General features: G+C 65.9%; 22 protein-coding genes and 1 pseudogene. 8 read left to right on the forward strand and 15 right to left on the reverse strand.

Annotation, left to right across the window (positions count from 1 at the left end; all coding sequences use genetic code 11):
- Positions 1-142: 142 nt before the first annotated feature.
- From BMX78_RS21130 to BMX78_RS21140, 3 genes are read right to left on the reverse strand one after another with little or no spacing between them, the layout of a single operon-like run.
- Positions 143-1207, reverse strand: coding sequence for an asparaginase (locus BMX78_RS21130; RefSeq protein WP_091424118.1), 1065 nt, complete (start codon positions 1205-1207; stop codon positions 143-145).
- 24 nt (positions 1208-1231) lie between these two features.
- On the reverse strand, positions 1232-1939 hold the full coding sequence (locus BMX78_RS21135) for a FadR/GntR family transcriptional regulator (RefSeq protein ID WP_091424121.1): 708 nt from the start codon (positions 1937-1939) through the stop codon (positions 1232-1234).
- 42 nt (positions 1940-1981) lie between these two features.
- Positions 1982-2617, reverse strand: a complete 636-nt coding sequence (locus BMX78_RS21140) for a DedA family protein (RefSeq protein WP_091424123.1) — start codon at positions 2615-2617, stop codon at positions 1982-1984.
- Between the two features lie 227 nt (positions 2618-2844).
- Between BMX78_RS21140 and BMX78_RS21145 the strand changes: the two genes are divergently transcribed.
- On the forward strand, positions 2845-3222 hold the full coding sequence (locus BMX78_RS21145) for a type II toxin-antitoxin system Y4mF family antitoxin (RefSeq protein ID WP_091424195.1): 378 nt from the start codon (positions 2845-2847) through the stop codon (positions 3220-3222).
- Complete coding sequence (locus tag BMX78_RS21150; protein WP_091424126.1) at positions 3219-4481, forward strand: type II toxin-antitoxin system HipA family toxin; 1263 nt, start codon at positions 3219-3221, stop codon at positions 4479-4481. Before BMX78_RS21145 ends, BMX78_RS21150 begins: the two co-directional genes overlap by 4 nt.
- 6 nt (positions 4482-4487) lie before the next feature.
- Here the strand turns inward: BMX78_RS21150 and BMX78_RS21155 are convergent, their stop codons facing one another.
- The 3 genes from BMX78_RS21155 to BMX78_RS21165 form a co-directional block, all read right to left on the reverse strand.
- On the reverse strand, positions 4488-5420 hold the full coding sequence (locus BMX78_RS21155; RefSeq protein WP_091424130.1) for a hypothetical protein: 933 nt from the start codon (positions 5418-5420) through the stop codon (positions 4488-4490).
- 13 nt (positions 5421-5433) lie between these two features.
- Positions 5434-6051 carry a uracil-DNA glycosylase family protein gene (locus BMX78_RS21160; RefSeq protein ID WP_050057302.1) on the reverse strand — a complete coding sequence of 206 codons (618 nt, stop codon included), beginning with the start codon at positions 6049-6051 and terminating at the stop codon, positions 5434-5436.
- A gap of 115 nt (positions 6052-6166) precedes the next feature.
- Positions 6167-7690, reverse strand: coding sequence for an HNH endonuclease (locus BMX78_RS21165; protein ID WP_502686318.1), 1524 nt, complete (start codon positions 7688-7690; stop codon positions 6167-6169).
- 127 nt (positions 7691-7817) lie between these two features.
- Here BMX78_RS21165 and BMX78_RS21170 point away from each other — a divergent pair, with 127 nt between their 5' ends.
- A complete protein-coding gene (locus tag BMX78_RS21170; RefSeq protein ID WP_091424196.1) occupies positions 7818-8330 on the forward strand; it encodes a hypothetical protein in 513 nt (170 codons plus the stop codon).
- A gap of 39 nt (positions 8331-8369) precedes the next feature.
- Here the strand turns inward: BMX78_RS21170 and BMX78_RS21175 are convergent, their stop codons facing one another.
- The 6 genes from BMX78_RS21175 to BMX78_RS21200 all read right to left on the reverse strand — a co-directional run bounded on the left by BMX78_RS21175 (position 8370) and on the right by BMX78_RS21200 (position 14157).
- Entirely contained in the window at positions 8370-9854 is a 1485-nt protein-coding gene (locus BMX78_RS21175; protein WP_091424135.1) for an amidohydrolase, read from the reverse strand.
- Positions 9851-10234 carry an RNA-binding S4 domain-containing protein gene (locus BMX78_RS21180; protein WP_091424138.1) on the reverse strand — a complete coding sequence of 128 codons (384 nt, stop codon included), beginning with the start codon at positions 10232-10234 and terminating at the stop codon, positions 9851-9853. Before BMX78_RS21180 ends, BMX78_RS21175 begins: the two co-directional genes overlap by 4 nt.
- Positions 10235-10292: 58 nt before the next feature.
- Positions 10293-11432, reverse strand: a complete 1140-nt coding sequence (locus tag BMX78_RS21185) for a sulfite oxidase (protein ID WP_091424140.1) — start codon at positions 11430-11432, stop codon at positions 10293-10295.
- Positions 11433-11587: 155 nt separating this feature from the next.
- Entirely contained in the window at positions 11588-12448 is an 861-nt protein-coding gene (locus tag BMX78_RS21190; protein WP_091424143.1) for an SDR family oxidoreductase, read from the reverse strand.
- Between the two features lie 8 nt (positions 12449-12456).
- Positions 12457-13461 carry an aldo/keto reductase family protein gene (locus tag BMX78_RS21195; protein WP_091424146.1) on the reverse strand — a complete coding sequence of 335 codons (1005 nt, stop codon included), beginning with the start codon at positions 13459-13461 and terminating at the stop codon, positions 12457-12459.
- A 27-nt stretch (positions 13462-13488) separates the two neighbouring features.
- Entirely contained in the window at positions 13489-14157 is a 669-nt protein-coding gene (locus BMX78_RS21200; protein ID WP_091424148.1) for a hypothetical protein, read from the reverse strand.
- Between the two features lie 257 nt (positions 14158-14414).
- On the opposite strand from BMX78_RS21200, the gene BMX78_RS21205 reads away from it, so the two are divergent.
- Entirely contained in the window at positions 14415-14783 is a 369-nt protein-coding gene (locus tag BMX78_RS21205) for a YchJ family protein (protein ID WP_091424150.1), read from the forward strand.
- On the opposite strand, the gene BMX78_RS21210 is transcribed toward BMX78_RS21205, so the two are convergent.
- The 3 genes from BMX78_RS21210 to BMX78_RS21220 all read right to left on the reverse strand — a co-directional run bounded on the left by BMX78_RS21210 (position 14784) and on the right by BMX78_RS21220 (position 18084).
- Positions 14784-15620 (reverse strand): YrzE family protein, encoded by an 837-nt coding sequence (locus BMX78_RS21210; RefSeq protein WP_091424152.1) that lies wholly within the window; start codon positions 15618-15620, stop codon positions 14784-14786.
- Positions 15621-15683: 63 nt separating this feature from the next.
- The gene (locus tag BMX78_RS21215) at positions 15684-17720 is read right to left on the reverse strand and encodes an acyl-CoA dehydrogenase family protein (RefSeq protein WP_091424155.1); all 2037 of its coding nucleotides are present in this window, start codon (positions 17718-17720) and stop codon (positions 15684-15686) included.
- Positions 17721-17781: 61 nt separating this feature from the next.
- Positions 17782-18084 (reverse strand): hypothetical protein, encoded by a 303-nt coding sequence (locus BMX78_RS21220; protein ID WP_091424156.1) that lies wholly within the window; start codon positions 18082-18084, stop codon positions 17782-17784.
- 240 nt (positions 18085-18324) lie between these two features.
- Here BMX78_RS21220 and BMX78_RS21225 point away from each other — a divergent pair, with 240 nt between their 5' ends.
- The 4 genes and pseudogenes from BMX78_RS21225 to BMX78_RS21240 all read left to right on the forward strand — a co-directional run bounded on the left by BMX78_RS21225 (position 18325) and on the right by BMX78_RS21240 (position 25229).
- The gene (locus BMX78_RS21225) at positions 18325-19773 is read left to right on the forward strand and encodes a DUF3375 family protein (RefSeq protein ID WP_091424159.1); all 1449 of its coding nucleotides are present in this window, start codon (positions 18325-18327) and stop codon (positions 19771-19773) included.
- Positions 19774-19775: 2 nt separating this feature from the next.
- Positions 19776-20582: pseudogene (locus tag BMX78_RS21230) on the forward strand (DUF4194 domain-containing protein); the annotation flags it as partial.
- A 221-nt stretch (positions 20583-20803) separates the two neighbouring features.
- A complete protein-coding gene (locus BMX78_RS21235) occupies positions 20804-24283 on the forward strand; it encodes an ATP-binding protein (protein WP_091424161.1) in 3480 nt (1159 codons plus the stop codon).
- A 259-nt stretch (positions 24284-24542) separates the two neighbouring features.
- The gene (locus tag BMX78_RS21240; protein ID WP_091424164.1) at positions 24543-25229 is read left to right on the forward strand and encodes a hypothetical protein; all 687 of its coding nucleotides are present in this window, start codon (positions 24543-24545) and stop codon (positions 25227-25229) included.
- Positions 25230-25266: the final 37 nt, after the last annotated feature.

Consider the following 25266-nt stretch of genomic DNA (forward strand, 5'->3'; position numbering starts at 1 on the left):
TGGGAAAGTTCTCCACGGCCCGGAGCGTGTGCACACCCCAGTACGCCCCGGCCGGAACATCCCGGTCCCCCAGCAAATCATGCTCAGACCGGACACCGGTTGCTGCGGTGTTTACGGCGGTTTCGATGGTAGTCATGTGTCCTTACAGGGCTTCGTTGACGGGTACGGACGGTTGGTTCAGGAAGTCGGTTGCCTGCAGCAGGCCCACTTGGCGGCCACCCCCGACAACCGGGGAGGTTGCGATCGCCGAGAGCGGTTCGACGTCCACGCCGATGGCCTCAAGGAGTTTCACGGTGGCTGGCATGCGGGCACGGTCGCCGCCGTCGGAAATCTTCACGGCAACGGCGCTGCCATCTGCCAGGCCCACCAGCTGCACGCCTTCGAAGCCGTCCTTGGCCACAGAGCCCGGAAGCAAGCGCATCAGTCCGGTGACGTCGCGACCTTCCCCGGCCACCATTCCAGGGTGGCGCTGCATGGCGAGTCCGACGGCGGCTTCCGCACTTTGGAAAGCAGGCCCGCCGTCGTCGTCTCCGGCCAGAGCGTCCGCGGCAGCGAGGGCGATGCGGCCGAAGGCGCGGGCCATACCGCGCAGCGTCAGGGCAAAGAGCGGCGTGCCGCAGCCGTCGGTGCTGAGCGCGAAGGGCTCCTCACCGGTGAGCTCCAGGACCGTCCCGGCAACCAGTTGCTGCAACGGGTGGGAGGGGTCCAGGTAGCCCCGGACCGGCCAGCCGTTGATCAGGCAGGTCGCTGCCATGGCTGCGTGCTTGCCGGAGCAGTTCTGGGTGAGCTGGGTGGCCCCGCCGCCGTTCCGCAACCATTCTTCACGCTCGGTCACGCCGTACGGCAGGTCCACACTGTTCTCAAAGTCATTGACGCTCAGGCCATGCAGCTCGAGGATGCGCAGCGCCCCATCGCGGTGCTCTGCCGCGCCGGAATGGCTGGCCGCGGCCAGGGCCAGGAGGTCCGCCGGCAGTTCGAGCCCGGCGCGTACCATGGCGACGGCCTGAAGTGGCTTGAGCGAGGACCGGGGATAAAACGGGGTGAGGGGATCGCCCGCGGAGGCCGCCGTTGAACCGTCTGCCGCAACAGCGATCGCCGATCCATAGTGCACGCTTTCCACGAGGCCGTCACGGACGGCTGCAACCAGGGGCTCGTGCGTGGGAAGCAAAACGGCAGTGTGGGCAGCGGAAAATACGGGGGAGGGCATGGGGTCCTTGGAGGCTTGTTGCGGTTAGTTGCTAAGAATAGAGTCGAGGGCGAGGCCCACGGCCTGAAGGTGGCGGGCCATGGCGGCACGCGCTTTTTCGGCGGAACCGGCCTCGATGGCGGCCAGGATCTCCTGGTGTTCCACATCCGAGGCGTGCTGCCGGTCGGCCACCATGTTCAGTGTCTCGGACTGGTGGGCCAGGGCGTCGCGGATGTCAGCCACGACGCTGGCGAATACCTTGTTGCCGCTGGCGCGGGCAATGGCGGCGTGGAAGCTCGAGTCCAGGGCAACCCAGGACTCGGGATCGGTTTCCGTGGCCATTGCGGCAACGATGTGCCGGAGGGTTTCGAGCTCGTCGTCGTTGCGGCGCTCCGCGGCCAGCCCGGCTGCGGGAACCTCAATATGCGGACGTGCCTCGGTCAGGTCCCGGGCCGAATACTGGCCCAGAGTGAGATCATTGGCCACCTTGTTGGCGACCACGAAGGTTCCCCTGCCCGTTTTGGTCACCGTGAGACCCAGCGCGGTGCAGGAGCGCAGCGCCTCCCGGATCACCGAACGGCTAACGCCGTACTGCTGGGAAAGCGTGGCTTCCGAACTGAGCTTGCTGCCCACTGTCAGCCGTCCGGACTCGATGTCCTGGCGGATAGCGTTGAACACTGCTTCGGCAGCACTAAGCCGTGCGAGCGGAAGGGATGCAGGCTGTCCTGCTGTCCGGCTGTCTGACAGGTTCACGCCTTAAATATGGCACTGGTCACAGTTGCTGTCAAGCCTTCCCTATTCCTGCCGCCGGCCGGCCGCACGCCGCCGCTCCCGCCGCCGTCGCGAGCGGACGTGCCATGCGATGAGGGCTGCTACCGCCACTATGGCAACGACGACGGCGAGGTCCCGGCCGGCTGCCTTGGCGATGGCCTCGTAGGAATTGCCCGCGAGGAAACCCAGAAGGACGAAGCCGATGCCCCAGATAATCCCGCCCGCTGCGTTGTAAGCGAGGAACCGGCCGTAGGGCATTCGCGACGTGCCGGCCAGGGCGGGCAAAACGGCCCGGAAGAAGGCGGTGAATCGGCCCAGGAAAACTGCGGAACCGCCCCTGCGGCGGAGGAAGTCCTGGGCGTTCTCGAGCCTCCCGGAATGGCGGCGCAGCGCCTTTGCCCTCATGATGCGCGTGCCCAGATGCTTGCCCACCTCATAGCCGACGCTGTCGCCAACGATGGCGGCGCCGACCACGAGGACCATCATGATGCCCAGCTGGACCTCGCCCCGGCTCGCTACCACTCCGCCCAGGACGGCCGCAGTCTCGCCTGGAATGACGAATCCGATGAAGAATGCGTCCTCGGCAAATACCAGGCAGAAGACCGCAATGTACGCCACCAGTGGGCTGATGTTCAGGAGGCCATCAATAAATCCTGTCATGGCAGCAGATCAGCCGTCAGGAGCCGGGGCAGTACCGCGGCTGCAGCTTCCGCTGGGGATGCTGGCTGTGGGGAACGATTGGGATGGGACGTCAAGGTTCAACTGGTCTTTCGCCGGTCAGCTACCTACGAGTATGCCCACTTGCTCCTGAAAAGTCGCTGGTAGTTCGGACTTCCCGTTATTCAGCTGCAGAGGGCCGGAACGGTGCCGATATGGCCTGCAACTCCATGCATACCTGCCCGGCACGATCGTGCCGATACGGTCCCTGTTGTTCGCGCCTGCGCGGCGGTAGAGTGTGGGAAAAGTGCCAACCGGAACGTTCGTGCCTAGAAAGGTCTGCCATCAAACCGTCCTTTTCCGATCACGTTGCGGCCGAAGTCCGGGCGCGCCGCGCCGTCCTACGGCTGACGCAGCACGATCTCGCCCAGCTGGCCGGAGTGTCTGAGCGGTTCGTCCGGTTCGTGGAACAGGGCAAACCGAGTGTTCAGCTCGACTCACTCCTGGCATTGCTGGACACGCTCGGCCTGGAGCTCCAACTGGTCACCCGCACCCATGCCGCCGCCAGGGGTGGAGCCGCGGCAGGCCCAGGAGCGGACAGGCCGTGAGGCACCGCATCGCGGACATCTATAAAGCGGGAGTCCTCGCCGCACGGCTCGAACGGCACGACGGCGGAACCAAGTTCAGCTATCTGCCCGCCTACCTGCAAAGCGGTGGTCCCGCCGTCGCCACTTCCCTGCCGCTCATCAGCGAGCCTGTCTTTTCTGCCGCCGGCGCCGCCCCGCCATATTTCACCGGGCTGCTGCCGGAGGGCCGCCGCCTCAACGCGCTGCGGCGTTCCATTAAGACCAGTGCGGACGATGACCTGTCCCTGCTGATCGCTGCCGGCGGCAATCCAGTAGGAGATGTGCAGATCGTGGGGCATGGGGAATCCTTGAATCGGGACGAACATGCGGTCCAGCTGGATCCGCAGCGCGTTTTGGACTTCGACCAGCTGCTGGGCGATCCGGACCTCATTGACCCCGTGGCCCTGGCGGGGGTACAGGACAAACTCTCCGCCGGAATGATTTCGGTTCCTGTGGCGAGTACGGGACGCCAATACATCCTCAAACTCAACGCACCCGAGTTCCCGCATGTGGTGGAGAACGAGTTCGTGATGTTCCGCTACGCCGCGAAGCTTCGGATCCCGCTCAGCCCCGTCCAGCTGATCCGTGATGTTGCCGGCCGGCCCGGACTGCTGGTTGAGCGCTTTGACCGCGTCCCCGGACCTGTCATATCTCCGGATAACGGGCCCGGCGACGTGCAGCGTCTCGCGGTGGAGGACGGTGCCCAAGTGCTGAAGCTTTACCCGGCGGATAAGTACAACGTGGGGTACGGCCAGGTTTGCCACGCCCTCGCGGACCACTGCTCGGCGCCGCTTCCCGCGCTTCGGAACCTGGCAATCCAAGGGGCCTACGCCTGGCTGACCGGCAACGGAGACCTGCACGCAAAGAACGTATCAATGGTCCAACAGCCACACGGCGAGTGGACCATCGCACCCGTGTACGACATTCCCTCGACAGTGGTTTACGGCGATAAAACCCTTGCCCTGACCCTTGGCGGAAAGCGGACCGGGATCTCACGCCGCCAGTTCCTGGGCTGGGCCTCGGCGCTGGGACTGACCGACCGCGCGGCCGCCCACGTAGTCGAGATCGCCCTGAAGGCGTCGGGCCCCCTGATCGCCGATCTGGAATCAGGGACGGCTTTCCGTGCATTGAAGGGAGCCGGGACAAAAGCTAACGACGACGGCGGCTCGCCCTTTCCTGACCTGGTCACCAGGGCGTGGGTCAAGGAGTTGAAGCACCGCCGCAGGCTGATGGAAGGCTGAGCGGCCTCAGCCGGATTCGTACCACCGAAGCACGCGCAAGGCCCGGAGGGTGTTCCACCGGCTTGGTTGTCCATCTCCGTCTTCCAGCTCGAAGTGGACCTTGCCGGGGTGGGTGTTCTCCAGCAGCCACCGGCCGTCCGGCTGCGCCTTGGACCTCACGGCTTCGATGGCCTCGTCCATCCGTTTGTCCGGGGTGCCGCCGGCGGCCCGGAAGTAGTCCAGCCCGCGGAGGACGTCGTAGAACCAGCGGGTGGGGTAGGAAAACCGCAGCCAGTCACTGCTGATAAGTTCACGGCTGGATCTGCGTCGCAGCAACCCACGCTCCAGCAGGTATTCTTCCCCACCACGCCGGGCCTTGCGGGATTCAGGTGTTCCCCCAGTGGCCCGCTCATATTCAAGAAGCCCCTCAAGGACGCAGATGGTGGTGTGGAAGGACGAGCTGGTGGACCCTCGTTCGGCTTCACAGTTCCAGCCGCCGTCGGGCAGTTGTTCGCGGGTTAGCCGCTCCGCCACCTTGTCCACGTTCTGTCCGAAGAAGGCGCCCAATGCCACCGTCATGCCATTGATGCACGGTTCGACTTCGCCGTCGAAGAAGAGTTGGTTGCCTTCCTCCCAGCGGCTGTTGTCACGGACCAGTTCGATGGCATGCCGGGCGCCCCGGCTCTCGGGATCCAGGCCAAAGTCCCTTAGGAGTAACAGGCTGTACGTGGTCGCCGTCCACGGCTGGCCGTCAGGATCGTCATCGGCGGCGGGCCAGTACGTGCCGCCGGCCCATTGACCGTCAGTGCCCTGAAGGGCCAAAAGCCTGGCTGCCCAGCCGTCGTCGGCAATGCGCTCCCGCTCTGCCTGAACGTCCTCAGCCGAAGCATCCGCCAGGTCGCGCAGGACCTGCCAGCGGATGGCGGGATCGCCGTCGAGCAGCCAATCGAGCACATCCATTGGCGCTGTCCGTTCAGAGGTGCTGGATGCCTGCCCGCTGCATGGCGTCCTTGTAGATCTCCACGTTCTTGGCCAGCAGCTCTTCCTGTTTGGCTTCGGAGACAGCAAAGGCCCGGCCCCCGAGGGCCGTGGCCTTGTAAACCTTGATGCCGCTGTTCTTCAGCGATGAGTGGTAGGTCTTTTCGAACAGGGTCAGGAAGGTGGCGGCGTCCGTGCCATGGGCGATGATGGCCGACACCCGGGAGTTGATCTTGAGGAACTGGCGGAAAGGCCGCAGGCCGTCTGTCTTTTCCTGCACGCTCAATGCCGATGGCATCCCCGGGTCACGGACCCACGGGTAGGCGTTCCAAGGCATAACGTAGCGGGAATCGAGCTCAGCAAGCTCGTAGATCTGGGTGGCGCGGCGGGCGGCTTCGTCATCGTTGTAGTGCGAGACGAAGCCGGACTCGGTGCCCTTTCCCGGGCTTACCTGCAGGCTGACTATCCGGCATTCATCCTCGTCGTGAACCGGGTCGATGTAGGGGACGGTTGAGCCCGGCTTCTTTTCCATCAGTTCGTCGCAAAGCTGGGTTACCTTCGCGATGTTCGGTTCCTGTAGCAGGGCTTTCTTTTCGTCCCAATCAATCGTCACGATTTCTCCCTCAGCAGCAAGGCGTCCAGAAACAGGCGTCTTAGGCCACTCTACGCTTCCGGGCTTGAGGGTGGGCAGGGGAAGTTCTGTCTCCCTTCTGCTGGACACCATGCGCTCACGCCCAGGACCGGATCTTATGGGCACGTTTGAGGGCCTTCATCCGGCGCCTCAATCTCCTACGACGGCGGGAAGACTTCTTGGCAGGTACGGCCACAACTCCTGGGAAGGCTGTCCCTGGCAGCGGTGGTGCAGTGGAGGGGTAGGTGTGTCCGGTGGGTGTCCTTGTTTCGACTGAGTGCCTTTGTCCTTGCCGGGTGATTGTCTTTGCGGCCCAGCCTGGTGTTTCTTTGGTGTGGTTGCAGGTTTCGCAGAGGCCTTGGCCGTTCGTGCTGGTGGTTGGCCCGTCATGGTGCCAGGAGATGATGTGGTCCAGGTGCCGGATGGGCGCGTCGCAGTAAGGGGTGCGGCAGGTGTCATCCCGTACCTGGACGAACCGGCGGAGTCCTGCCGGGAAGAGCCGGGCCCTGGAGTCCATACGGACGAGTTCGCCGCTGGTGGGGGCGGTGTAGAGCCGGCGAAGCCAGACGTTCAACTCTCTGCCTTCGGGGGTGCCGACCGAAGGCAGCCTGCCTGAGCGGCCAATACCAACGTCTCCGGTGCCCCCGTTAACACCGCCATTTGATCCCAGGCCCGCTGCTTGGGCAGTCGCTTCACCGCCAGTGGGCTCCGCATCTGCCAGCAGCTCACCCCGGATGGCTTTTCTGGCCCATTCGCCGGGGACGATGCCGTAGCCAGCCAGGCGTGCGGGTTCGCTGTCGCCTTGGAAGAGGGTGCGGTCGGTCATGACGAGTTGGAGGTCGATGCCTGTGTAGCCGCCAGGGGTGCGGGTGACGCGTTCGACCAATCCGTCGGCCATGATGTTGCCCTTCGGGCGCTCATCGCCGGATGACTTCAGGGCGTCGGCGTGGCGGGTCAGCTCCGCGTAGACGGCCACGCCCTGGGCCACAGGGAGCAGGGCGGTCAGGCGGGTCATCGTGTCCGGAGCCGGACGCAGTGTTACGGTCCGCTCATTCACGGCATGGCTCGCGCGCCTGGCGACTGAGTGCGGGTCGCGCCGGTACGCCGCAGCCCGCACCGCGGCGATGACGGCCCGGTCACCACAGCCGGCCAAGGTCCCGGTATCAGCGGCGATCTCTTCATCCACCGCGGTCCGGTCCTCGACCGACAGGCAGGCTGTTTCCTTCACCGCCAGGGTGGCCCGCCACTCGTTCAACTGGCCCGATTCCAGCGCCGCGAAGGTGTGGGGCATCTCAACCAGGGCTTTCCCCAAACCCAGCAACCGGGCCCCACGGGACGGCGACTCGCGCCGGGCCAGAGCAATTTCGGCTCCGACCCCCGCGCCCAGTTCATCCGCGGGCACACCGGCTGCGGCCTGTTCCTGCCGGGTTGCGAGGTCGTAGGCCACGGCGATCCTCGCCTGCTTCGCAGCGGCCGCGGACTTCACGTCCTCCAACTCCCGCATCTGGTCAATCATTCTTTGCCGGTCAGCAGCGGGACGGACCAAAGACAAGGTGCGCAAGACGTCCGCAACCACAGGCCCAGGCCCGCTTGCCGCCTCCCGCTGCCCCGCCGTCGCCATCGCTTCCATAACCAAAGTCTTCCAGCAGGGTGAGACAGAACCCGGCTACTAACCTTGCTATGTGGATAAGCCTGTCCACAGCGGATCAACAGCCAGAGCCTCGACGCCCATGCTGTTCAATGTAGGGATGCAGTTCACCAGGAAGGGCCTGAAAGACGACGGGTTCACGGGCTTCAGGCCGTTCAAGGAACTCGACGCCATGCGGGTGCCGCAGGGAACGGGCATCTTCGCCATCCTGACGCCAGAGGGATTCCAGCCGGATTTCCTGAAGAAGAGCACCGCCGGGGTCTTCAAGAAAAAGGACCCGTCGCTGCCGGAGCCGGAGCTGAAAGCCGCATGGGTGGAGGGCGCCGTCGTCCTTTATGTGGGCAAGGCCGGCCCGGGCAGCAAGGGCAACCGCGGGCTAAGGCGGCAGGTCCAGGAGTTCCTGGACTTCGGGCAGGGCAAACCGCCGGGCCACTGGGACGGCCGCCTGGTCTGGCAGCTGAAGAACGCCGGGCAGTTGCTGATCGCCTGGAAGGAACTGCCCGCTGAACTCCTGAACAGGGCCGAGGCGGAGTACCACGCTGCCTTCGTGGATGAGTTCGGGAAACTGCCGTTTGCCAACCTGGTACAGGCGCGGAGCCGGGCCGGAGGCTGACTCCCGAACGAGAGGGACGGCAGCAAAAGGTGCCCTGCCTCAAGACCGGGCCAGGCCGCCGTCGTAGGTAAAACGGCCGGCAACCATCGTCCCGGCCACCGGCATAGCAGCAAACACGGCATCCGAAACAGAGAGTGGATCGTCGTCCAGCAGCACAAAATCGGCGGGATCTCCGACGTGAACGCCGGCCCGTCCCCGTGTCGAGGCAAGAGGTGCCTGCTCCCGTGTGATGGCCTCCCGCGGATGCCATGGTTCCCGCCCGTCATCACGTGCCCGCAAGACGGCAGCCGACATTGCCAGCCAGGGCTCAAGCGGCGCTACGGGGGCGTCCGAGCCCAGCAACAGCGAGGCGCCGGCGTCGAGCAGGGAGCGCAATGGAAAAGCGCGGTCGGTGCGCCCCGGCCAGTTGGAGTCTGCGGCGTCCCTGTCGTCAAGCGCGTGCAGTGGCTGGACACTGGCCACCACCCCAAGCGGGCCGAACCGGGCGAAATCCTCCCCGCGCACAAACTGCGCATGCTCGATCCGACCGCCTACCCCGGCCTGCTCAAACGCATCGAGGGCAACCTGGTTGGCCGCGTCACCGATGGCGTGGACGGCGGGGACAAAACCGGCCTCCCCCGCCCGCATCAACAGCGCAGTCAACTCCTCAAAGCCGACGGTCAGCAGGCCATGGCCGCCAAAAGGATAGGGATCCACGCAAAAAGCCGTCCGGGTATTAAGGGCTCCGTCGATGAGGACCTTGAGCGGGCCGACCCGCAGCAGTCCTCTGCCGCCGTCGACATCCATACCCGTTCGCATGCCGCCGGCAACGGCACGTTCAAGATCGGCCGGATAGACGCCTGCATCAATACGGAGGGAATCAAAGCCGCCGGCGATGCGCCGAAGCCACGGATCCCGGTTCCACGTCATCTCGAAATCCACGACACCCACCACTCCACGTGCAGCGGCTGCCCGTGCGGCCTCTGCAACCCAGCCGTCAACCACGGCGTCGGGAAGGCGGCCCAGGTCGCGCGTCAGCGCGAAGGCAGGTTCCTCGCGCAGCAGCCCGGACGCGTCCACGTGCACCCCGTAGCGCGCTGCGGCAGCCGAGTTGAGCCACACGCTGTGGAGGTCGTGGCTGACCAGTGCCGTGGGCTGGTTCCCGGTGGCGGAATCCAGCAGTTCCAGCGACGGCGCATCCGGCCACAGAGCATCGCGGAAGCCGACGCCGACCATGGTCATGGCTGCCTCGGCGGTGGACAGGGATGAACGGACGACGGCGGCAGCGGCCTGGGCGGTGACTGCACAGGAGAGGTCGATCCTGTTGGCATGCAGGGCCCACTGGGTCATGTGGACGTGCTCGTCCCACAACCCCGGGATGAGATAACGGCCGTCCACGTCAATGTCGTGGTCGCCACCGGCTGCTATGCCGGCCACACCAACCCAGCGCACGCTGCCCGACCGGATGCGGACGTCGTAGAGCCCCGCGTCTCCCGGAAACCGGACCGAGGCCAGGATCAGGCCGCCCGCAGCGCCCTCACTCATGCAGGCCCGCGCAGGCGTTCCATTTCGCGCCGGTCCTTCTTGGTGGGCCGGCCGGCGCCGCGGTCGCGCTGCGGCAGGCCCAGCGCAGGGGCGACGGGCCGAGGCGGCGTGTGGTCGATGAAGCAGTGGGAGGCGGCCTCCGCGCCCACGCGTTTGTTGATCAGGCGGCGCACTTCAAGGATCCGCTCGTAACCCGGCATCCGGACTGTGACGGAATCCCCGTTGACCAGCGTCGCAGAAGCTTTTGCTGGGCTGCCGTTCAGGCGGACGTGTCCTGCGCGGCAGGCGGCCGTTGCTGCTGAGCGGGTCTTGTAGGCGCGGATCGCCCACAGCCAGGCATCGATGCGGACACTGGCGGGGGCGGAAGGAAGGCTGGTCATGGCTGGCACCGAGTATAGCCCCGCCCGCTAAGCTCACGGGGCCGGCAACGCCAAATGGCTACTCCACCGTCACTTTGACCCGCTGCACCATATTGTTGCCCAGTCCCTGGTAATTCCAGTTCTGTCCCAGCGGCTGGCTCGCACCGCTGGCATCCGTGGCCCGGCACGCGAGCTCATGTTCGCCCGGATCCGCCACCCATGGCAGGGTCCACTTACGCCAGGCGAAACCACCGGCGGGTTCTTCCAGCTGGGCAGGCAGCCAAGTGCCGTCGATCCCTACCTCAACAGCAGTAACAGCCGCGTGCCCGGACCATGCCCTGCCCTGCAGCATCACGGGTCCGGGCGGCAGCACCCGGTTGCGCGTGAAAAAGTCCGGGATGCCCGGCGGGACCATCAACGAACGGACCCTGATCCGCGAAACGGGGGTGCCGTCGTCGTCTGCTGATTGCTGGTAGCGGTACGCGACCTGCTGCTGGTAGCCGGCAAAGGGCGCGGTGACCACCTCGATCGATTCCAGCCACTTCACGCTCGCCATGCCGTACCAGCCCGGGACCACCAGACGGAGCGGGTAGCCGTGCTGGGGCGGCAGCTCGCTGCCATTCATTTTGTAGGCGAGGACGACGTCGGCACGCATCGCCTCACGGATCGGCAGGCTCCGCGCGTACCGCTGGGTGACGCCACCCTGGATTCCGGCATCGGCACCCGTAAATACCACCTCCACTGCGTGCGGAAGGATGCCGGCCTTCCCGAGGAGATAGGCGAGCGGAACGCCGGTCCAGTGCGCCGTGCCCACGCCCTCCAAGATCCAGGGCTGGCTGAGCGGGCGCGGTTTCAGGAGCGAGCGGCCGTTGCCCGCACACTCCAGGGTGACCGGCACCGTAATGGCGGGATCCTTGCGCAGGGCAGGCATGCTCAGCTCGAGCGCGCGTTCCACCGCGCCGCCCACGCGCAGGTGCCACGACGCGGAATCGACGTCCGGGATGTCAAAGTGGGTGAGCACATAGTGCAGTCCCGGGGGAGTGATATCGCGGCGGAGGGCTTCCAGGGGCATCGAGTGGTTGCGGGCGCCCAACTGGAGTTCCTCCGGCGTGAGGGGTCCGGTGGTTGGTCCTGCTGCAGGGCCGGCAGGGACCTGCGCCTGCTGTTCCGGGGCCGAAGCGGGGCGGGTGGATTGTGGGTTTGGCTGGATCTGGGTCATTGCGCTGCGATTCTGCTGGGCTGCGATTCCGGCGGCTTGGGGCTCCCGTAAGGCAGAGCACCCATTGCCTCAGGTTTACGCCGGCCCCGCCGGGCCGTCAACGAAGTTTCCGCCAAGTGTGGAAAACGCAGCGGACCCTGCGCAGCTTAAGGGCGCTACAGAACGGGCTGCTTCAGGAAGTCAGCCACAGTCAGCGGATCCTGCCCTGTCAACCCGTGGATGTCAGGGGAAACTCCAGCCATCTCGCCGGCAGCCATTGCCGTGTAGGTGCTTACCCAAGCGTCCACCTGCCAGTGCGGCGCCCCGTAGGAGGCACGGGATGCGTAGGCTTCCTCCACGGTTTCGTTGTGGAAGGTGATGGTCCGCCCGGTTCCTTCCGTGAGGACCCGTGCTGCCTGGGCCATCGTGACCTCCTCAGGCCCCGTCAGGTTATAGGTCCTGCCCTTGTGAATGGCGGGATCCCGCAGCACCGCTACGGCACTGCGGGCAATGTCCTCCCGAGCAACGGCGGAAAACAGCCCGTCCCCGGCGGGCCCGCGGATGACGCCGTCCTCGCCAGCCAGGAGCGGCAGGAAGTCCATATAAAAGTTGTTCCGCAGGAAGGTGTAGTCCATCCCGGAACCCTCGATGCGCTGCTCCGTGGCGTAATGGTCCCGGGCCAGTGTGAAGGTGGCGTCCGGGGCTGCGCCGTAGAACGAGGTGTACACCACATGCTGCACGCCCGCTTCGGCGGCGGCATCCACAAAGGCGTAGTGCTGCTGCACCCGGTCCTCCGTTTCCGCGGCGGACACCATAAACAGGACCTTCACACCTTCCAGGGCCTGCCGCGCAGCGGCGGAATCCCCATAGCTGCAAACCACGGGCGGTGCGTTCTCCAGCTCCGGCGCGCGGCCGGCGTCGCGGACCAGCAGTCGCTGGGCGGAACCGGCCGCGGCAAGCTGCCGTGCCACCATTCCGCCCAGGCCGCCGGTGGAACCAGTGACAGCAAGGTCCGGCAGGTCCAGGGCGTCAGTCACCGGGAGTCCTAGGCTTCGCGTGCCGCAGGCGACTTGGTCTGCGCGGGATCGCGCTCGGCCAGGGACCCGATGGCGTCGTCGATCTTCTTCAGGACGTCAGGTTCCAACCTCACCCCTGCTGCCTCAACACTGTCGGCGATCTGCTCGGGCCGGGACGCGCCGATGATGGCGGAGGCCACATTGGGGTTCTGCAGCACCCAGGCGACGGCGAGCTGCGGCATGGACAGCCCGGCTTCGTCGGCGATGGGCTTCAGCTCCTGCACGCCGGCCAGGACGTCGTCACGCATCCAGCGCTGGATCATCTTGGCTCCGCCCTTGTCATCGGTGGCGCGGCTGCCCTCAGGAGCCGGCTGGCCCGGCAGGTACTTGCCGCTGAGGACGCCCTGGGCCATGGGGGACCAGACGATCTGTGAGATCCCCAGCTCCTCCGACGCCGGCACCACCTCGGCTTCGATGACGCGCCACAGCATGGAGTACTGCGGCTGGTTGGAGATGAGCTGGAAGCCGAGTTCCTTGGACAGCGCGTGGCCTGCGCGCAGCTGCTCCGCGGTCCACTCGCTGACGCCGATGTACAGCGCCTTGCCCTGCCGGACGATGTCGGCGAACGCCTGCATGGTCTCTTCGATCGGGGTTTCAAAGTCGTAGCGGTGGGCCTGGTAGAGGTCCACGTAATCCGTCTGGAGCCTGCGCAGCGAGCCGTTGATCGACTCCATGATGTGCTTGCGGGACAGCCCCAGATCGTTTTTGCCCTTGGGGCCGGTGGGGCCGTAGACCTTGGTGAAGATCTCCAGGGATTCGCGGCGCTCGCCCTTCAGCGCTTCGCCAAGGACGGTTTCGGCAGCGGTGTTGGCGTAGACGTCTGCCGTGTCAAAGGTGCTGATGCCTGCGTCGAGGGCGGCGCGCACGCATTGGGTGGCAACGTCGTTCTCCACCTGGGAGCCGTGCGTGAGCCAGTTGCCGAAGGTAATTTCCGAGACTTTGAAACCGCTGTTTCCGAGGTATCTGAATTCCATGGGTTTCACGCTAACGCAGATGGTTGCTCAGGGTAAGGGCTGTTTGCCGTTCCCGGTTCTGTCCTTGAGGACCTGCGCCGGGCCGGACAGGGACACCAATGATCCGGTATCCAGCGGCGCCAACGGGTGGGGAGCCTGCGGCTTCTTGAACGAGCGGGGGACGGAAGCATGCCGGTGGTCATCGAGTTTGGACTCGACGAGCGGGGCGACCTCCACCACCTTCTCAGCCGGAACATGGGGGTCAGGCAGGTCGCGTACGGAAAGTTTGATTTCCGGTGCAGCTGCCCGCGCCCGCGCGATGGCCCGGGCGTCCGCCTCGGCAACGGCGGAGGCCCAGTCCTCGGCCAGGACGGGAGGTTCACGGCGTGCGGCCGCCAGGGCCGGGTGGCGTACGACGGCGGTGCGGAGCGCCTTTCGCAGGCGTGGCAGCTTCAGCCGCGCACGCCAGTCGCGGACGGGGCGGCTGGGGTGAGAGGTTTCTGCTTCAGATGGCCCGCCAAAGCGAACGAGGGGCAAGCTTTCCCTGCGGGAGCGCCTGCCGAACACCGCCATCAGGGTGACGGCGGCCAGCCGGCCGATCCCGGCGAGGACGAGGGTGATGACGCCCAGCAGGAAGAGGACCAGGAACATCAGGAAGGCCATTCCCACGGTGCCCAAAAAGGTCAGGTTGAGGATGAGCGTATCCGGATTTTCCACGTCATCTCTCCTCTCTGCCCCCAGTGGTGCGCGCACGGGCATCCCTCTGCAGGGACATCGGCTCCTTCTCCACCATACGGATTTTTGCCGCGCCGTGCCGCCGGACCCGGGGTCCGGTGCGTGGTTGTTTCAAAGCTGTTATCCGATATGACAAGGGCCCGGGGCCTATAGTCGGACGGGGAACCTGGGCTGCGCGGCGCGGCCCGGAGTGGGAGGCAGGAGCACTGGTGGCGGAAGACACAGATAGCAGGAACTGCATGTGCCTGTCCGGTGAGCAGTACGGCATGTGCTGTGGCAGGTTCCACTCCAGAAAGGCAGAAGCAGCCACCGCTGAGCAGCTGATGCGCTCCCGCTACAGCGCATTTGTGCTCCTCGATGAAAGGTATCTGCTGCATACCTGGCACCCGGCGGAAGCGCCGAAACAACTGGACCTGGACCCCGGGATGCAGTGGCGGCGCCTGGACATTGTGGCCACTGACCGCGGCGGCCCGCTGGATGTCGAGGGCACGGTGGAGTTCAAGGCTTACTTCCGGGCCGGCAGTGACCGCGGCGTCCTGCACGAGGTGAGCCGGTTCGTGCGGGAAAACGGCCGCTGGTTCTACCTGGACGGCACGATCCTGGCCTGACTACTCGTCGTCGTAATCCTCTGCTGGGGTGAAGCCTGCTTTGTCCACCCTGCGGTGGAACCGCATGCCCGCCAGTCCGCCCAGCACCGCCCCCAGCAGGGCTACCAGGGCCACCACCACGGCAGCGACAATGCTCATGGTGTTGAGCTGGCCTTCGTTAATGGGGATCCGCGGGAAGCTGTTGAGGTTGGCCAGCACGTTGAACTGCTGTCCGAGCACCAGCCCCAGGATGGATACCAGGACCGCAACGATCAGGGCCCAGATCCACACCATCAGGCCCTGCTTGGCTCCGTTGAACCGCGCCATGCGTCCGGCCACGTACCCGCCGCAGTAGTAGGAGAGGAACAGGATGACCAGCAGCACAATGATGCCCACCAGGCCAACGGTGCCGCTGTTCGAGGCGGCCTGGTTGACCGCTTCATTGACGTCCGTGTTGGTGGCAAGGCCCACGGCTGTTCCGGCTGCTGCCACCAGGGCGGTCAGGAGCACTGCCATGCCAGTGGCGGTCAGCCAGCCAAAAAACGCCGAGCCCGCCTTGATGCCGCCAAACTGCTCCTTTTCGCGGGCAACGGCCGTCTGCCGGTCGGTCAGGTTGGGATCAACGGCAGGAGCCGGTGCCGCAGGGACATAATCCCGCTCGGCGTAGGCAGAACGGTCATGGCGGGCCGCCGGCACCTGTTCGTAGGTGGAGGTGGTTCCCGCGTCGTTGGCGGGCACTTGGTCGAAGGTGCGCGTGGAATCGTCGCCGGCCGAAGCGGCGCGATAGCTTCCGTTTCGGTCGGCGTCCTCACGTCCCCGCCTCGGAGACAGGTTCTCTGGGTCTGTTGAGCTGCTCATGGCTCCACTCAACCATCGGCCCGCAGGGATAGCAAGGATGCTTACTATTTCGTGACCCGCGGGTCAGCGGTAGTTGCGGTGCAGATTTTCCCGCCGGGACGGGCCGGGGGAGGCATCGGCAATCCATGGGCCCGTGCCTTCGGACTGGTCCAGCACTCCTGCCTCGAGCCAGGTGTAATCTCCGGCGAGGACCTTTCGGGTAAGCCGGTGGTCGCCGTCGTCCGTGTTCCGCCAGAGCTGGTCAAAGTACTCCTCCACGCGCACCCGGGCCTGCTCGCAGTACGCCTCCGCAAGCTCGTACGCGCTCGCGGCTTTTTCAGGCGCGGTATGGAGCAGCATCTCTGCACGTGAGCAGCAAGCGGTCATGGCGAACAGTTCAGCGCCGATGTCCACCACGCGGCCAAGGAATGCCTGCTTGCGTTCCAGCTTTGCCTGCCAGCGGCCCATCCCGTAAAACGTCTGCCGGGCCAGCCTGCGGGAGGAGCGCTCCACGAAGCGCAGGTGTTTGGCCAGGCGCCCGAATTCGCTGTATGAGCGCGGGTCCATGCCCGCCCCGGCCACCAGTTTGGGCAGCCAGCGTGCGTAGAACCCGGAAGCGCCGACGGCGGCCTTCGCCTTATCGGACAGGCTTGCTTCCAGGGATGCCAGGTCTCCCGCGGCGGCCAGGTGCGCATCCACCGCTTCCCGGGCAATGAGGAGCCGCATGATTTCGGAGGATCCCTCAAAAATCCTGTTGATGCGAAGGTCCCTCAGCTGCTGCTCGGCCGGCACGGCACGCTCCCCGCGCGCGGCCAGCGATTCCGCCGTCTCGAAGCCGCGTCCGCCGCGGATCTGTACCAGTTCATCGGCAATTTGGCAGCTGATCTCCGTGGACCAGAGCTTGGCCAGCGCCGCTTCAATGCGTACGTCTTTCTGGCCGGCGTCGGCAAGCTCGGCGGAGAGCTCGAAGACGGCGTCGAGGGCGAAGGCGGATGCGGCGATAAAAGCGATCTTTTTGCCCACGGCCTCATGTTCGCCTACCGGCCGGCCCCACTGGGTGCGCGCGTTGGACCATTCCCGCGCGATTTTCAGGCTCCACCGGCCGGACGCCACGCAGAGGGCAGGGATGGAAAGCCTGCCCGTGTTCAGGGTGGTGAGCGCAATCTTCAGGCCCTGGCCCTCCCGGCCCAGGCGGTTTGCGGCCGGGACACGTACCTGGTGGAAGCGGGTGACACCGTTTTCGATGCCGCGCAGGCCCATGAATGCGTTCCGGTTTTCGACAGTGATGCCCGGCGAATCCATGTCAACAACAAACGCGCTGATGCCGCCCTTATGCCTGGTGCCGTCTGCGTCCGTGTGGGCCGGCACCACGGCCATCACCACCACCAGCTCGGCAATCACACCGTTGGTGGTCCACAGTTTGACGCCTTCCAGAAGGTACGCCTCGCCGTCGTCCGTTGGCGTTGCCGTGCTGCCCATCCGGGCGGGATCGCTGCCCACGTCAGGTTCGGTCAGCAGGAATGCGGTCACGGCGCCGGCGGCGCAGCGCGGCAGGAACTCCCGCTTCTGCGCCGCGGTGCCGAAGACTTTGACAGGCTCCGGCACCCCGATGGACTGATGTGCGGAAAGGAGGGCGCCGAGGCTTGGGTGGACGCTGCCCAGCAGCGCCAGCGCCCGGCCGTAGTACACCAAGGACAGGCCCAGGCCGCCGTACTCCGCCGGGATCTTCATTCCAAAAACCCCGAGTTCCGCAAGATCCTTGAGGTATTCGTCCGGAATCCGGGCATCCCGCTCGATGACCCGCCCGTCCATGGTGCGCGCGTACTCAGTCAGCCGGGCCATAAACGCCTCGCCCCGTTCCACATCCCCAGGGTCCGGTGTGGGCCAGGGGTGGACCAGGGTGAGATCGAAGCTGCCAAGGTAGAGGCCCTTGGCGAAGCTCGGACGTTCCCAACCGGTTTCCCGGGCGGCTTCAGCAACGGCGCGCGCCTCATCCGCCGTGACACCCGCACCGATTTTCCCGGCGGGAACCGGGGTGTCGTCGATGGGAGCGTCTGTTGCTGTTGTGGATCCTGCGGTGGCAGAACGGGTTTGCGAGGGGCTGTCAGTGGCGGAGCTCATGGGTTATCTCCTTGGCCGGATGGCTTTCGTAGCCACGGGATCCGCCGGGTTGGAGAACCCTTTAGCTGTCTCTCAAGATTACCCGCGGGTAGGTTCCGGTGCTAGGGGCGGTTTGCCCCTGAAAGTCCCCGCCGGTATCGAGTGCGGCCGCGTGGTGCACCAGCCGGTCCCAGCCTGTGTTGATGCCATGGACCAAGGCCAACAGTGTCCTGGAAACCACTGTCCAGCTGAGCTTCCCGGCGCCCAGCAGCACCAGCGCTGCCAGTCCTGCCGCCAGGACGAAAGCGGCCAGGACAAGACCGAAGACGAGCGTTCCAATGAATACCAAAGTTGCGGTTTCCACCGAGCTTAGATCGAACTGCATTAATCCCCCTGCTGCGACGTTGCTTGGCCTGAAGCCAGTAGCACGAGCGTAGGGGGGAAGGGCCTGCCGGACCAGAGCCGCGGCGGCCCGGGAGGGTCTTGATATGGGATCGAAATACTACGGCGAAGTAGGTCACGAGGGGGTTTCGAGCGCCTGGGTTAACCTTGTAGTTGGCACTTTTCCCTCCGTGCCCCTGCCCCAGCCCTATTTCCAACCCTATATACAGTCCAAGGAGAGTGTGTGCCCCGCTCCGCCAGGTCATCCGCTGACGCCATCAGCGCCCGGCTCCGGGACCTCGAACTCCTCACCAAAGGACCTGCCTGGGCCCTGACGCGCTCGGCACCCTGGGTTATCGCGGTGCTGCAGGCATCCTTCACCCGCACCCGGCCCCAGCTGCCGCTCGAGGAATTCCATGCCGACGTCGACTCCTTCCTTGAGGAGCTCCGCCGGCAGGAGCCCGGGCTGGGCGGGGGAGCCAACGGGAAGGCTTTCGGCGATGAGTGGACGCGGCGGCAGTTCCTGACGCGGCGGAACCAGTCGGGCCAGATCGTTTATGAGGTCACCGAGCCGGCGGCCCGCGTGCTCGCGTTCCTGGACAGCCTGTCCAGTGAGCGGTCCACGCTCAACGGTTCCCGGCTGGGAACGCTGCTCGGGGACGTGGAGAAGCTTGCGAACGAGACCAACCCGGACCAGAGCGCGCGGCTCGAGGCCCTGGAAGAGGAAATCGAGGAGCGCCAGCAGCTGATCCAGGACATCAGTACGGGCGAGTTCGACGGCCTCCTAGATGACGACGAGGCCGTGGAAGCTGCCGGGAACATCCTGGACCTCGCGGCCAGCCTGCCGGCTGACTACAAGAAGATGCGTGACCGGATCGAGGAACTGGTGGGCGGGCTGCGCAACCAGATCATCGAGGAGTCATTGACCAAGGGCGCCACCATGGCCCAGGTCCTGGAGGCGGACAAGCGGCTCCGCCAAAGCCCGGAGGGGCGGACCTTCCGTTCCTTCACGGCTTTCCTGGAGGACCCGCAGCAGCAGGTGCGCTTCCGGTCCGCCATCGGGGAGGTCCTCAGCCGGCAGTTCGCGGACGACCTTTCGGCGGAGGACCGGGAGACCCTGAAGAACCTGGTGGCCGAACTCCGGCAGCAGCACAGCCAGATCCAGCGGATTTACGGCAAGCTCAGCGAAAGCCTCAACACGTACATCCAGAGCGACGACTTCCGCCAGTCAGTCCGGCTCCGCCAGGTCCTGAGAGAAGCGGAGCAGGTCATCCGTTCCCTTCCTTACGAAAGGGAACGTCCCGCAATGGTGCGCGGGCCTGTCCTCTTTAACGCAGGATTCGAGTCGCTGTCCATGGTGAAGCTCTTTGATCCGGACGAGTTCGCGGCCCCGCCCAAACTGGCAGATCCCATCGCCTTCAGCGATTCGGACCGCGTGCGCTCGCCGAGGACCGGCAAGGCCAAGCCGGAGGTGGTGCGGTCCGCGATGGCCGGCGCATCCACCCTTTCCGAGGCATGGCAGCAACTGCCGCCGGAGGAGCAGCACATCAACACCATCCGCGCGCTCCTCTCGCACGCCCTGCACGACGGCGCCGCCTTCAACACCCAAGCGGTGGACGCCCTGGACTTCGAACAGATTGACGGCACCACGCGCAGGGCCTACCTGCCGCTGGTCACCCTCCCGAAGGATTGACGATGACTGAAGAGATGACGACGACGGCCGCCCCGGTAGCTGAGTCCGTCGAAACCCCCGAAACCGATGTCCCGGTGGGTGAGCCCATCGAAACCCGGCACGATCCCTTCTCCGTAACCCCCCGCGACACCTTCGTGGACGGTGCAGCCCTCTTCCCCGGCGACACGGGTGTGCTCTCCATGAAGGTGCGGCAGGCGCTGGTGAAACTCCTGAAGGGCCCCTATGTGGACGGCGGCCGCGACGAGAAGCTGTGGACGGTCCTGCTGGATCACCAAGTGATCCTGCGCAGCCGCCTGTCCGAACTGTTCCTCACCATGCAGCTGGACCACGAACGGAAGATCGCCGTGTTGCGCCCGGTGGACCCTGACGCCATCGGGGGCAGTGCCCGTTCCAGCATTCTCCGGCAGCAGCGCGCGCTCAGCCGGGTTGAGACCATCGTGCTGCTACGCATGCGACTGCTTCTGGACCGGCACGTAACAGCCCAGACTGACCCCACCGTCACCCGCGAGGAAATCGCCGACCTCGTCACGCATTACCAGCCAGCAGGCCAACAGGACGCGCTCCGCGATTCCGACGTCGTGAACAGGGCCATCACCAAGCTCCTGGCCCGCCAACTCCTCCTCCCCACGGGCCTGGACGACGTCTACACCATCTCCAACGCCCTGCCCCTGGCCCTCCCCTTCGAAAACATCGGTGACATCCCCGCCCAAATCGAAGCGCTGGTAGCGGCCTCGGCTGACCCCGCCGGAACCGAAGCGCTGCTCGACATAGAGGAGACACCTGCGGAGGACGACGACGCCGATGCCGCCCCCGCCCCTCCGCCGGGCGACTCCGCTGCAAGCAGCGAGTCGCCCGGCTCCGACAGGCCCGATGCCACTCCCTGGGCGGCACCGGCATCGTCTCCATTGGGTGCCGACGCCAGCGTCGACACCGGGGACATGCGGCAGCGTGCGTCTAAGCGAGGAACGAGCGAGCACGCCGAGCATGTGGCCGGTGGCGCCGCGGACGGAACCACGCAGGAGGCAACCAAGTGAGCATCGCGAGTATGTTGCCGATCGGGGACGTGGTGAACCCTGGGCAGATGCGCCTTGCCCTGGTGCAGGTGGTCAACTGGGGGACGTTCCATGGAGCCCACACAATGCACGTGGACCGGAACGGGACGCTGCTGACGGGCAACTCCGGCGTGGGCAAGTCGACCCTGTTCGATGCGATGCTGCGGGTGTTCGATGCCCGGCCGAGGTCCAACGAGGCCGCTGCCCAGCGGTCGGGTGGTGCGGTGGAGGACAAGCGCACCACGTTTACGTATATGCGCGGCAAGGTGGGCGACAAGGCCGTGGGTGAGGGCTCGGCAAGTGCCTTCCAGCGGCCCGGCGCCACGTGGTCCGCCGTCGCGCTGACCTTTGATAACGCCGCCGGCACCAGGGTGACCATCTCGGCCCTGTTCGACCTGCCGAAGAACGGCACGGAATCGAGTGTGGGCCGGTTCTACCTGATCGACCATGCTCCGCTGGACCTCGAGGCGCTGGAGGGAATCGCGGACAAGCGCTTCACCAAGGCCGCGCTGGAGACGATCTTTCCGGACGCCCAGGTCTTTGACGTTCACAAGGCCTTCGCGGAGCGGTTCCGCCGCCTGCTGGGCATCAACTCGGACCAGGCCCTGCCGCTCCTGCGGGTGATCCAGGCGGGCAAGGGCCTGGGCGGCAGCGTGAACACCTTCTTCCGGGACCAGGTCCTGGACGCCCCCGCAACGCTCGCCGCGGCGGACGACGTGGTGGAGGAGTTCAGCAACCTGATGTCCATCCGGCAGCGGCTGGAGGACGTCCGGCAGCAGCGCGACCAGCTTGCCCCGGTGCCGGGCCTGAACCGGGAGTATGCCCAGTCGCTGCTGGACGCGAACCGGCTGCGGGACCTGGCGGGCGAGGAATTCGAGGCCTACAAGCAGAAACTGGCCGTCACGGTCCACCAGAAAACCCTGGCGCGCTTCAAGGAGCTGGCCCAGGCGAAGGCCAAGGAGCTCGGCGCCGAGCGAAGCGTCCGGGACGGCCTGGCCAAGGAACTGCGCCAGCTGGAGACGGATTACAACAACCAGGGCGGCAACGCCATCTCCGCCATCGAGCAGTCGCTGGAAAACGCGCGGGTGGGCCTGAAGCTCCGCCAGCAGGTGGAGGAAGCGGCCCGCCAGGCATTGGCCGACGCCGGACTGCAGCTTGAGTGGACGGAGGAAGGCTGGGAACAGGCGCATGAGCAGGCTGCCGCCCGGTCCGCAGAGCTCAAGGATGATTCGCAGGCCCTGCAGGAGCTCCGCTTTGAAGCCTTCGACGCCCACGCAACCAAGAAGCGGGAGCTGGCCGCGGCTGAGCAGGAGCTCGTGTCGCTGAAGACGCGCAAATCCCTGCTGCCGCCGTCAAGCATTGAAAACCGCGCGGCCATCGCGGCCGCCACCGGCATTCCGGAGGACCGGATGCCCTTCGCCGGCGAACTGATGGACCTCGCCGAGGGGCAGGAGAAATGGCGCCCCGCCGCCGAGCGCGCCCTCCGGAACCTCGCCACCACCCTGCTGGTTCCCGGCGAGCATTTCACCGCCGTGACCCGTTACCTGAACGACCACAGCGTCCGCGGCGCGCTGCGGGCGGTGGACGTTTCCAAGCCGCTTGCCGGCGCTGCCCTGGCCCTGGAGGACGTGCACGACGGCGACCTGCTGACCAAGCTGGACATCCTCACCACGGGTGTCGCCGCCGAAGCCGGGGCATGGATCCGTGAGCGCATCGCACTGGACTTCGCCTACCCCTGCGTGGAAGATCCGGACGAACTCGCGCGGCTGGACCGCGGCCTGAGCCTGGGCGGCGTGGTGAAGCGCAACCGCCACACCGTGGAAAAGGACGACCGGTTTACCAGCCGGCAGGATTACGTCCTCGGGTTCGATAATGCCGCCAAGCTGGAACTCGTGGCCGGCCAAGTGGAGGACCTCCGCCAGGAAGTGGCTAAAGCGGCGGAGCTCGCGCAGAGCCGCGAGGACTCGCACCAGGGCATGAGCCGGCAGCTTGACGCGCTGCGCCGGATCGCGGAGGACCACCGCCCCTGGGAACAGGTTTCTGCTGCCGTGGCGGCTGATGAGCTGGCCCGGATCGAGCAGCGGCTGAAGGATGCCCTGGCCGCGCAGGCCGACCTTGAGCCCCTCCGCGCCACCATCGAGGGCGTGCGGCAGAAGCACCAGTCCAGCACTGAGGCGGCTGCCGTCCTGCAGAGCGAATACAAGGCGCTGGATCGGCAGCTCACCGCTGCCGATACCCTGCTGGAAGCTGCGCGGGACCGCCTCACCCAGGCTCCGCCGTCGGACGCCACTGTCACCGCGCTGGAACCGTATTTCGCCGATTTCGGCGACGTCAGCGAGATGCACGAGCTGGACAACCTCGCCAACCGGGTCCGGACCGCGCTCCTGGGCGAGCTGCACACCGCGGAGTCCCGGGGGCAGGCCACCGCCGAGCGGCTTACCCGGATTTTCGAAGGCTTCGTGCGCGAATGGGGCAGCGCGATTTCTGCGGACCACGGCACCACCATCGGCGCCGCCAGCGAGTTCGAGACGCGCTACCACGCCATCGTCAGTGACGGCCTGCCCGCGCAGGAGGCCGAATTCCGGCAGTTCTTCAACCAGCGCACGCACGAATCCTTCAGCACGCTGCTCCACCTGCTCGACGAGGAACGCCGGTCCATCACCAGCCGCATCCTTCCCCTGAACGGGATCCTGTCCCAGGTCAACTTCCACGAGGGCAGCTTCCTGGAGCTGGACATCAAGCAGACCCTGCCGCCCACGGCCAAGCAGTTCAAGGACGCCATCCAGAACGCCCTCAAGGCCCGCCATACCCGGCCGGCCAAGGCTGAAGGTGCCCGGACGGACGGCGCCAGCGGGGCAGGGGATGACGACGCCGAGCTCACCGCCCGTTACAAGTCCCTGGAAACCCTGGTTAAGCGGCTTGGTTCGCAGGCGCCGGAGGACAGGCGGTGGCGGGCCGAGGTGCTGGACGTCCGTGGCCACCTGTTTATCCAGTGCAAGGAACACCGCGAGGTGGCCGGGGCGTCCTCGGGCAAAAAGGGCGGTGCCAAAAAGACCGAAGTCTTTATGCATGCGGACACCGGATCCATGTCCGGCGGCGAGCGCCAGCGCTTCACGGCCTTCATCATGGCCGCCGCGCTGAGCTACCAGCTGGGCATCGCCGAGCAGGGCTTCACCACCTACGGCACAGTGATGATGGACGAGGCTTTTGTGCTGGCGTCCGAGGAGTTTGCCGGCGCCGGGATCAAGGCGTTGCACGAGTTCGGGTTCCAGCTGCTGCTGGCTGCCCCGGAGAATGTGATTGACCTGTCCCGGCACCTGGGCTCAGTCACCGAGATCCTCCGGGACAGGCGCACCAACCGCTCCGGAGTCCTGACAGCGCCCGTTATCAGGCCGCGGTCAGGAGAAGAAGGAACCTGGCGCTCAGAAGCTAACCCGGTAGACATCATCTTGCGCTGATCCGCCCTCGCGGAAAAGCAACGCGGGGTCACTCCATGCCCAATAAACCTCACGAATCGGGCCGGATGTGACTCCGCGTTCCCGCATATAACAAATTGATGGATTTATTGCCCCGGAGCTGTTGGGGACCCCTGTCCTGGTGCCATGCTGGTCGGCATCAATCACTCGCCTTCATCCTCCTGACGGGTACTTGTGGAACGCTGGGTCCTGCATCTGACGCCCGTGGAGTGTGACGGCCTTCCCTTGAAAGGCATCACAAATGCGCCCAGCACATCGCGCCGCCACCCTCATGGCGCTCACTGCCGTTGCAGCCCTCACCCTCATGAGCTGCGCGGAGGGCCCTGCCGCGGACGGAAGTTCGTCCAGTGGCCCAGCCGCCCAAACGGCGGCCGCCGCAAGCCCGCTGGCATCAATCATTCCCGCCGCTACCTCTTCTCCCGTTCCCAAAGGGCCGGTGACCTTCACGTTCCCAGATGGCCGCCTGTCCTTTGCCCACCCGGAGGGGTGGCGTGTGGAGCATGAACAGGTTTCGGCGTCCCCTGCCGTGGAAACCGCGACTGTCTACGATGCCGGCGGCAAGGAACAGGTCGCCATCTATTACAGCGAAATCGGTGACGCCACGGCCGGCAATGTCTCCAGGTTCATCCTCGAGACGGACCCGGTTCCAGGATTGATCGGCGCTGCGGTTCCCACGCCCAGTTCGTCGTTCTTTGTCGACCACGCTTTTGGCACTGCTACCTACCACATGGGACTAACGCCGGGATCGCCGGTCTCGCCGGACGGGCAGGTGCAATACGGGCTCGTGATGCTCGGCGACCGCATTCTGACCGCAGACGTGCTTTTCGACGGTCGGCAGTTTGCGAACGACGAGGCGGCCAAGGAGTGGTACTGGGGTGATGAAGGCCGCTCCCTGAAAGCGTTGCTGATGAGCTTCACTTACCGCTGACCGCCGTGCAAGAGGAACCCTCCCCTGCGGGGGAGGG

Source organism: Arthrobacter sp. OV608 (assembly GCA_900110595.1).
Taxonomy (GTDB): domain Bacteria; phylum Actinomycetota; class Actinomycetes; order Actinomycetales; family Micrococcaceae; genus Arthrobacter.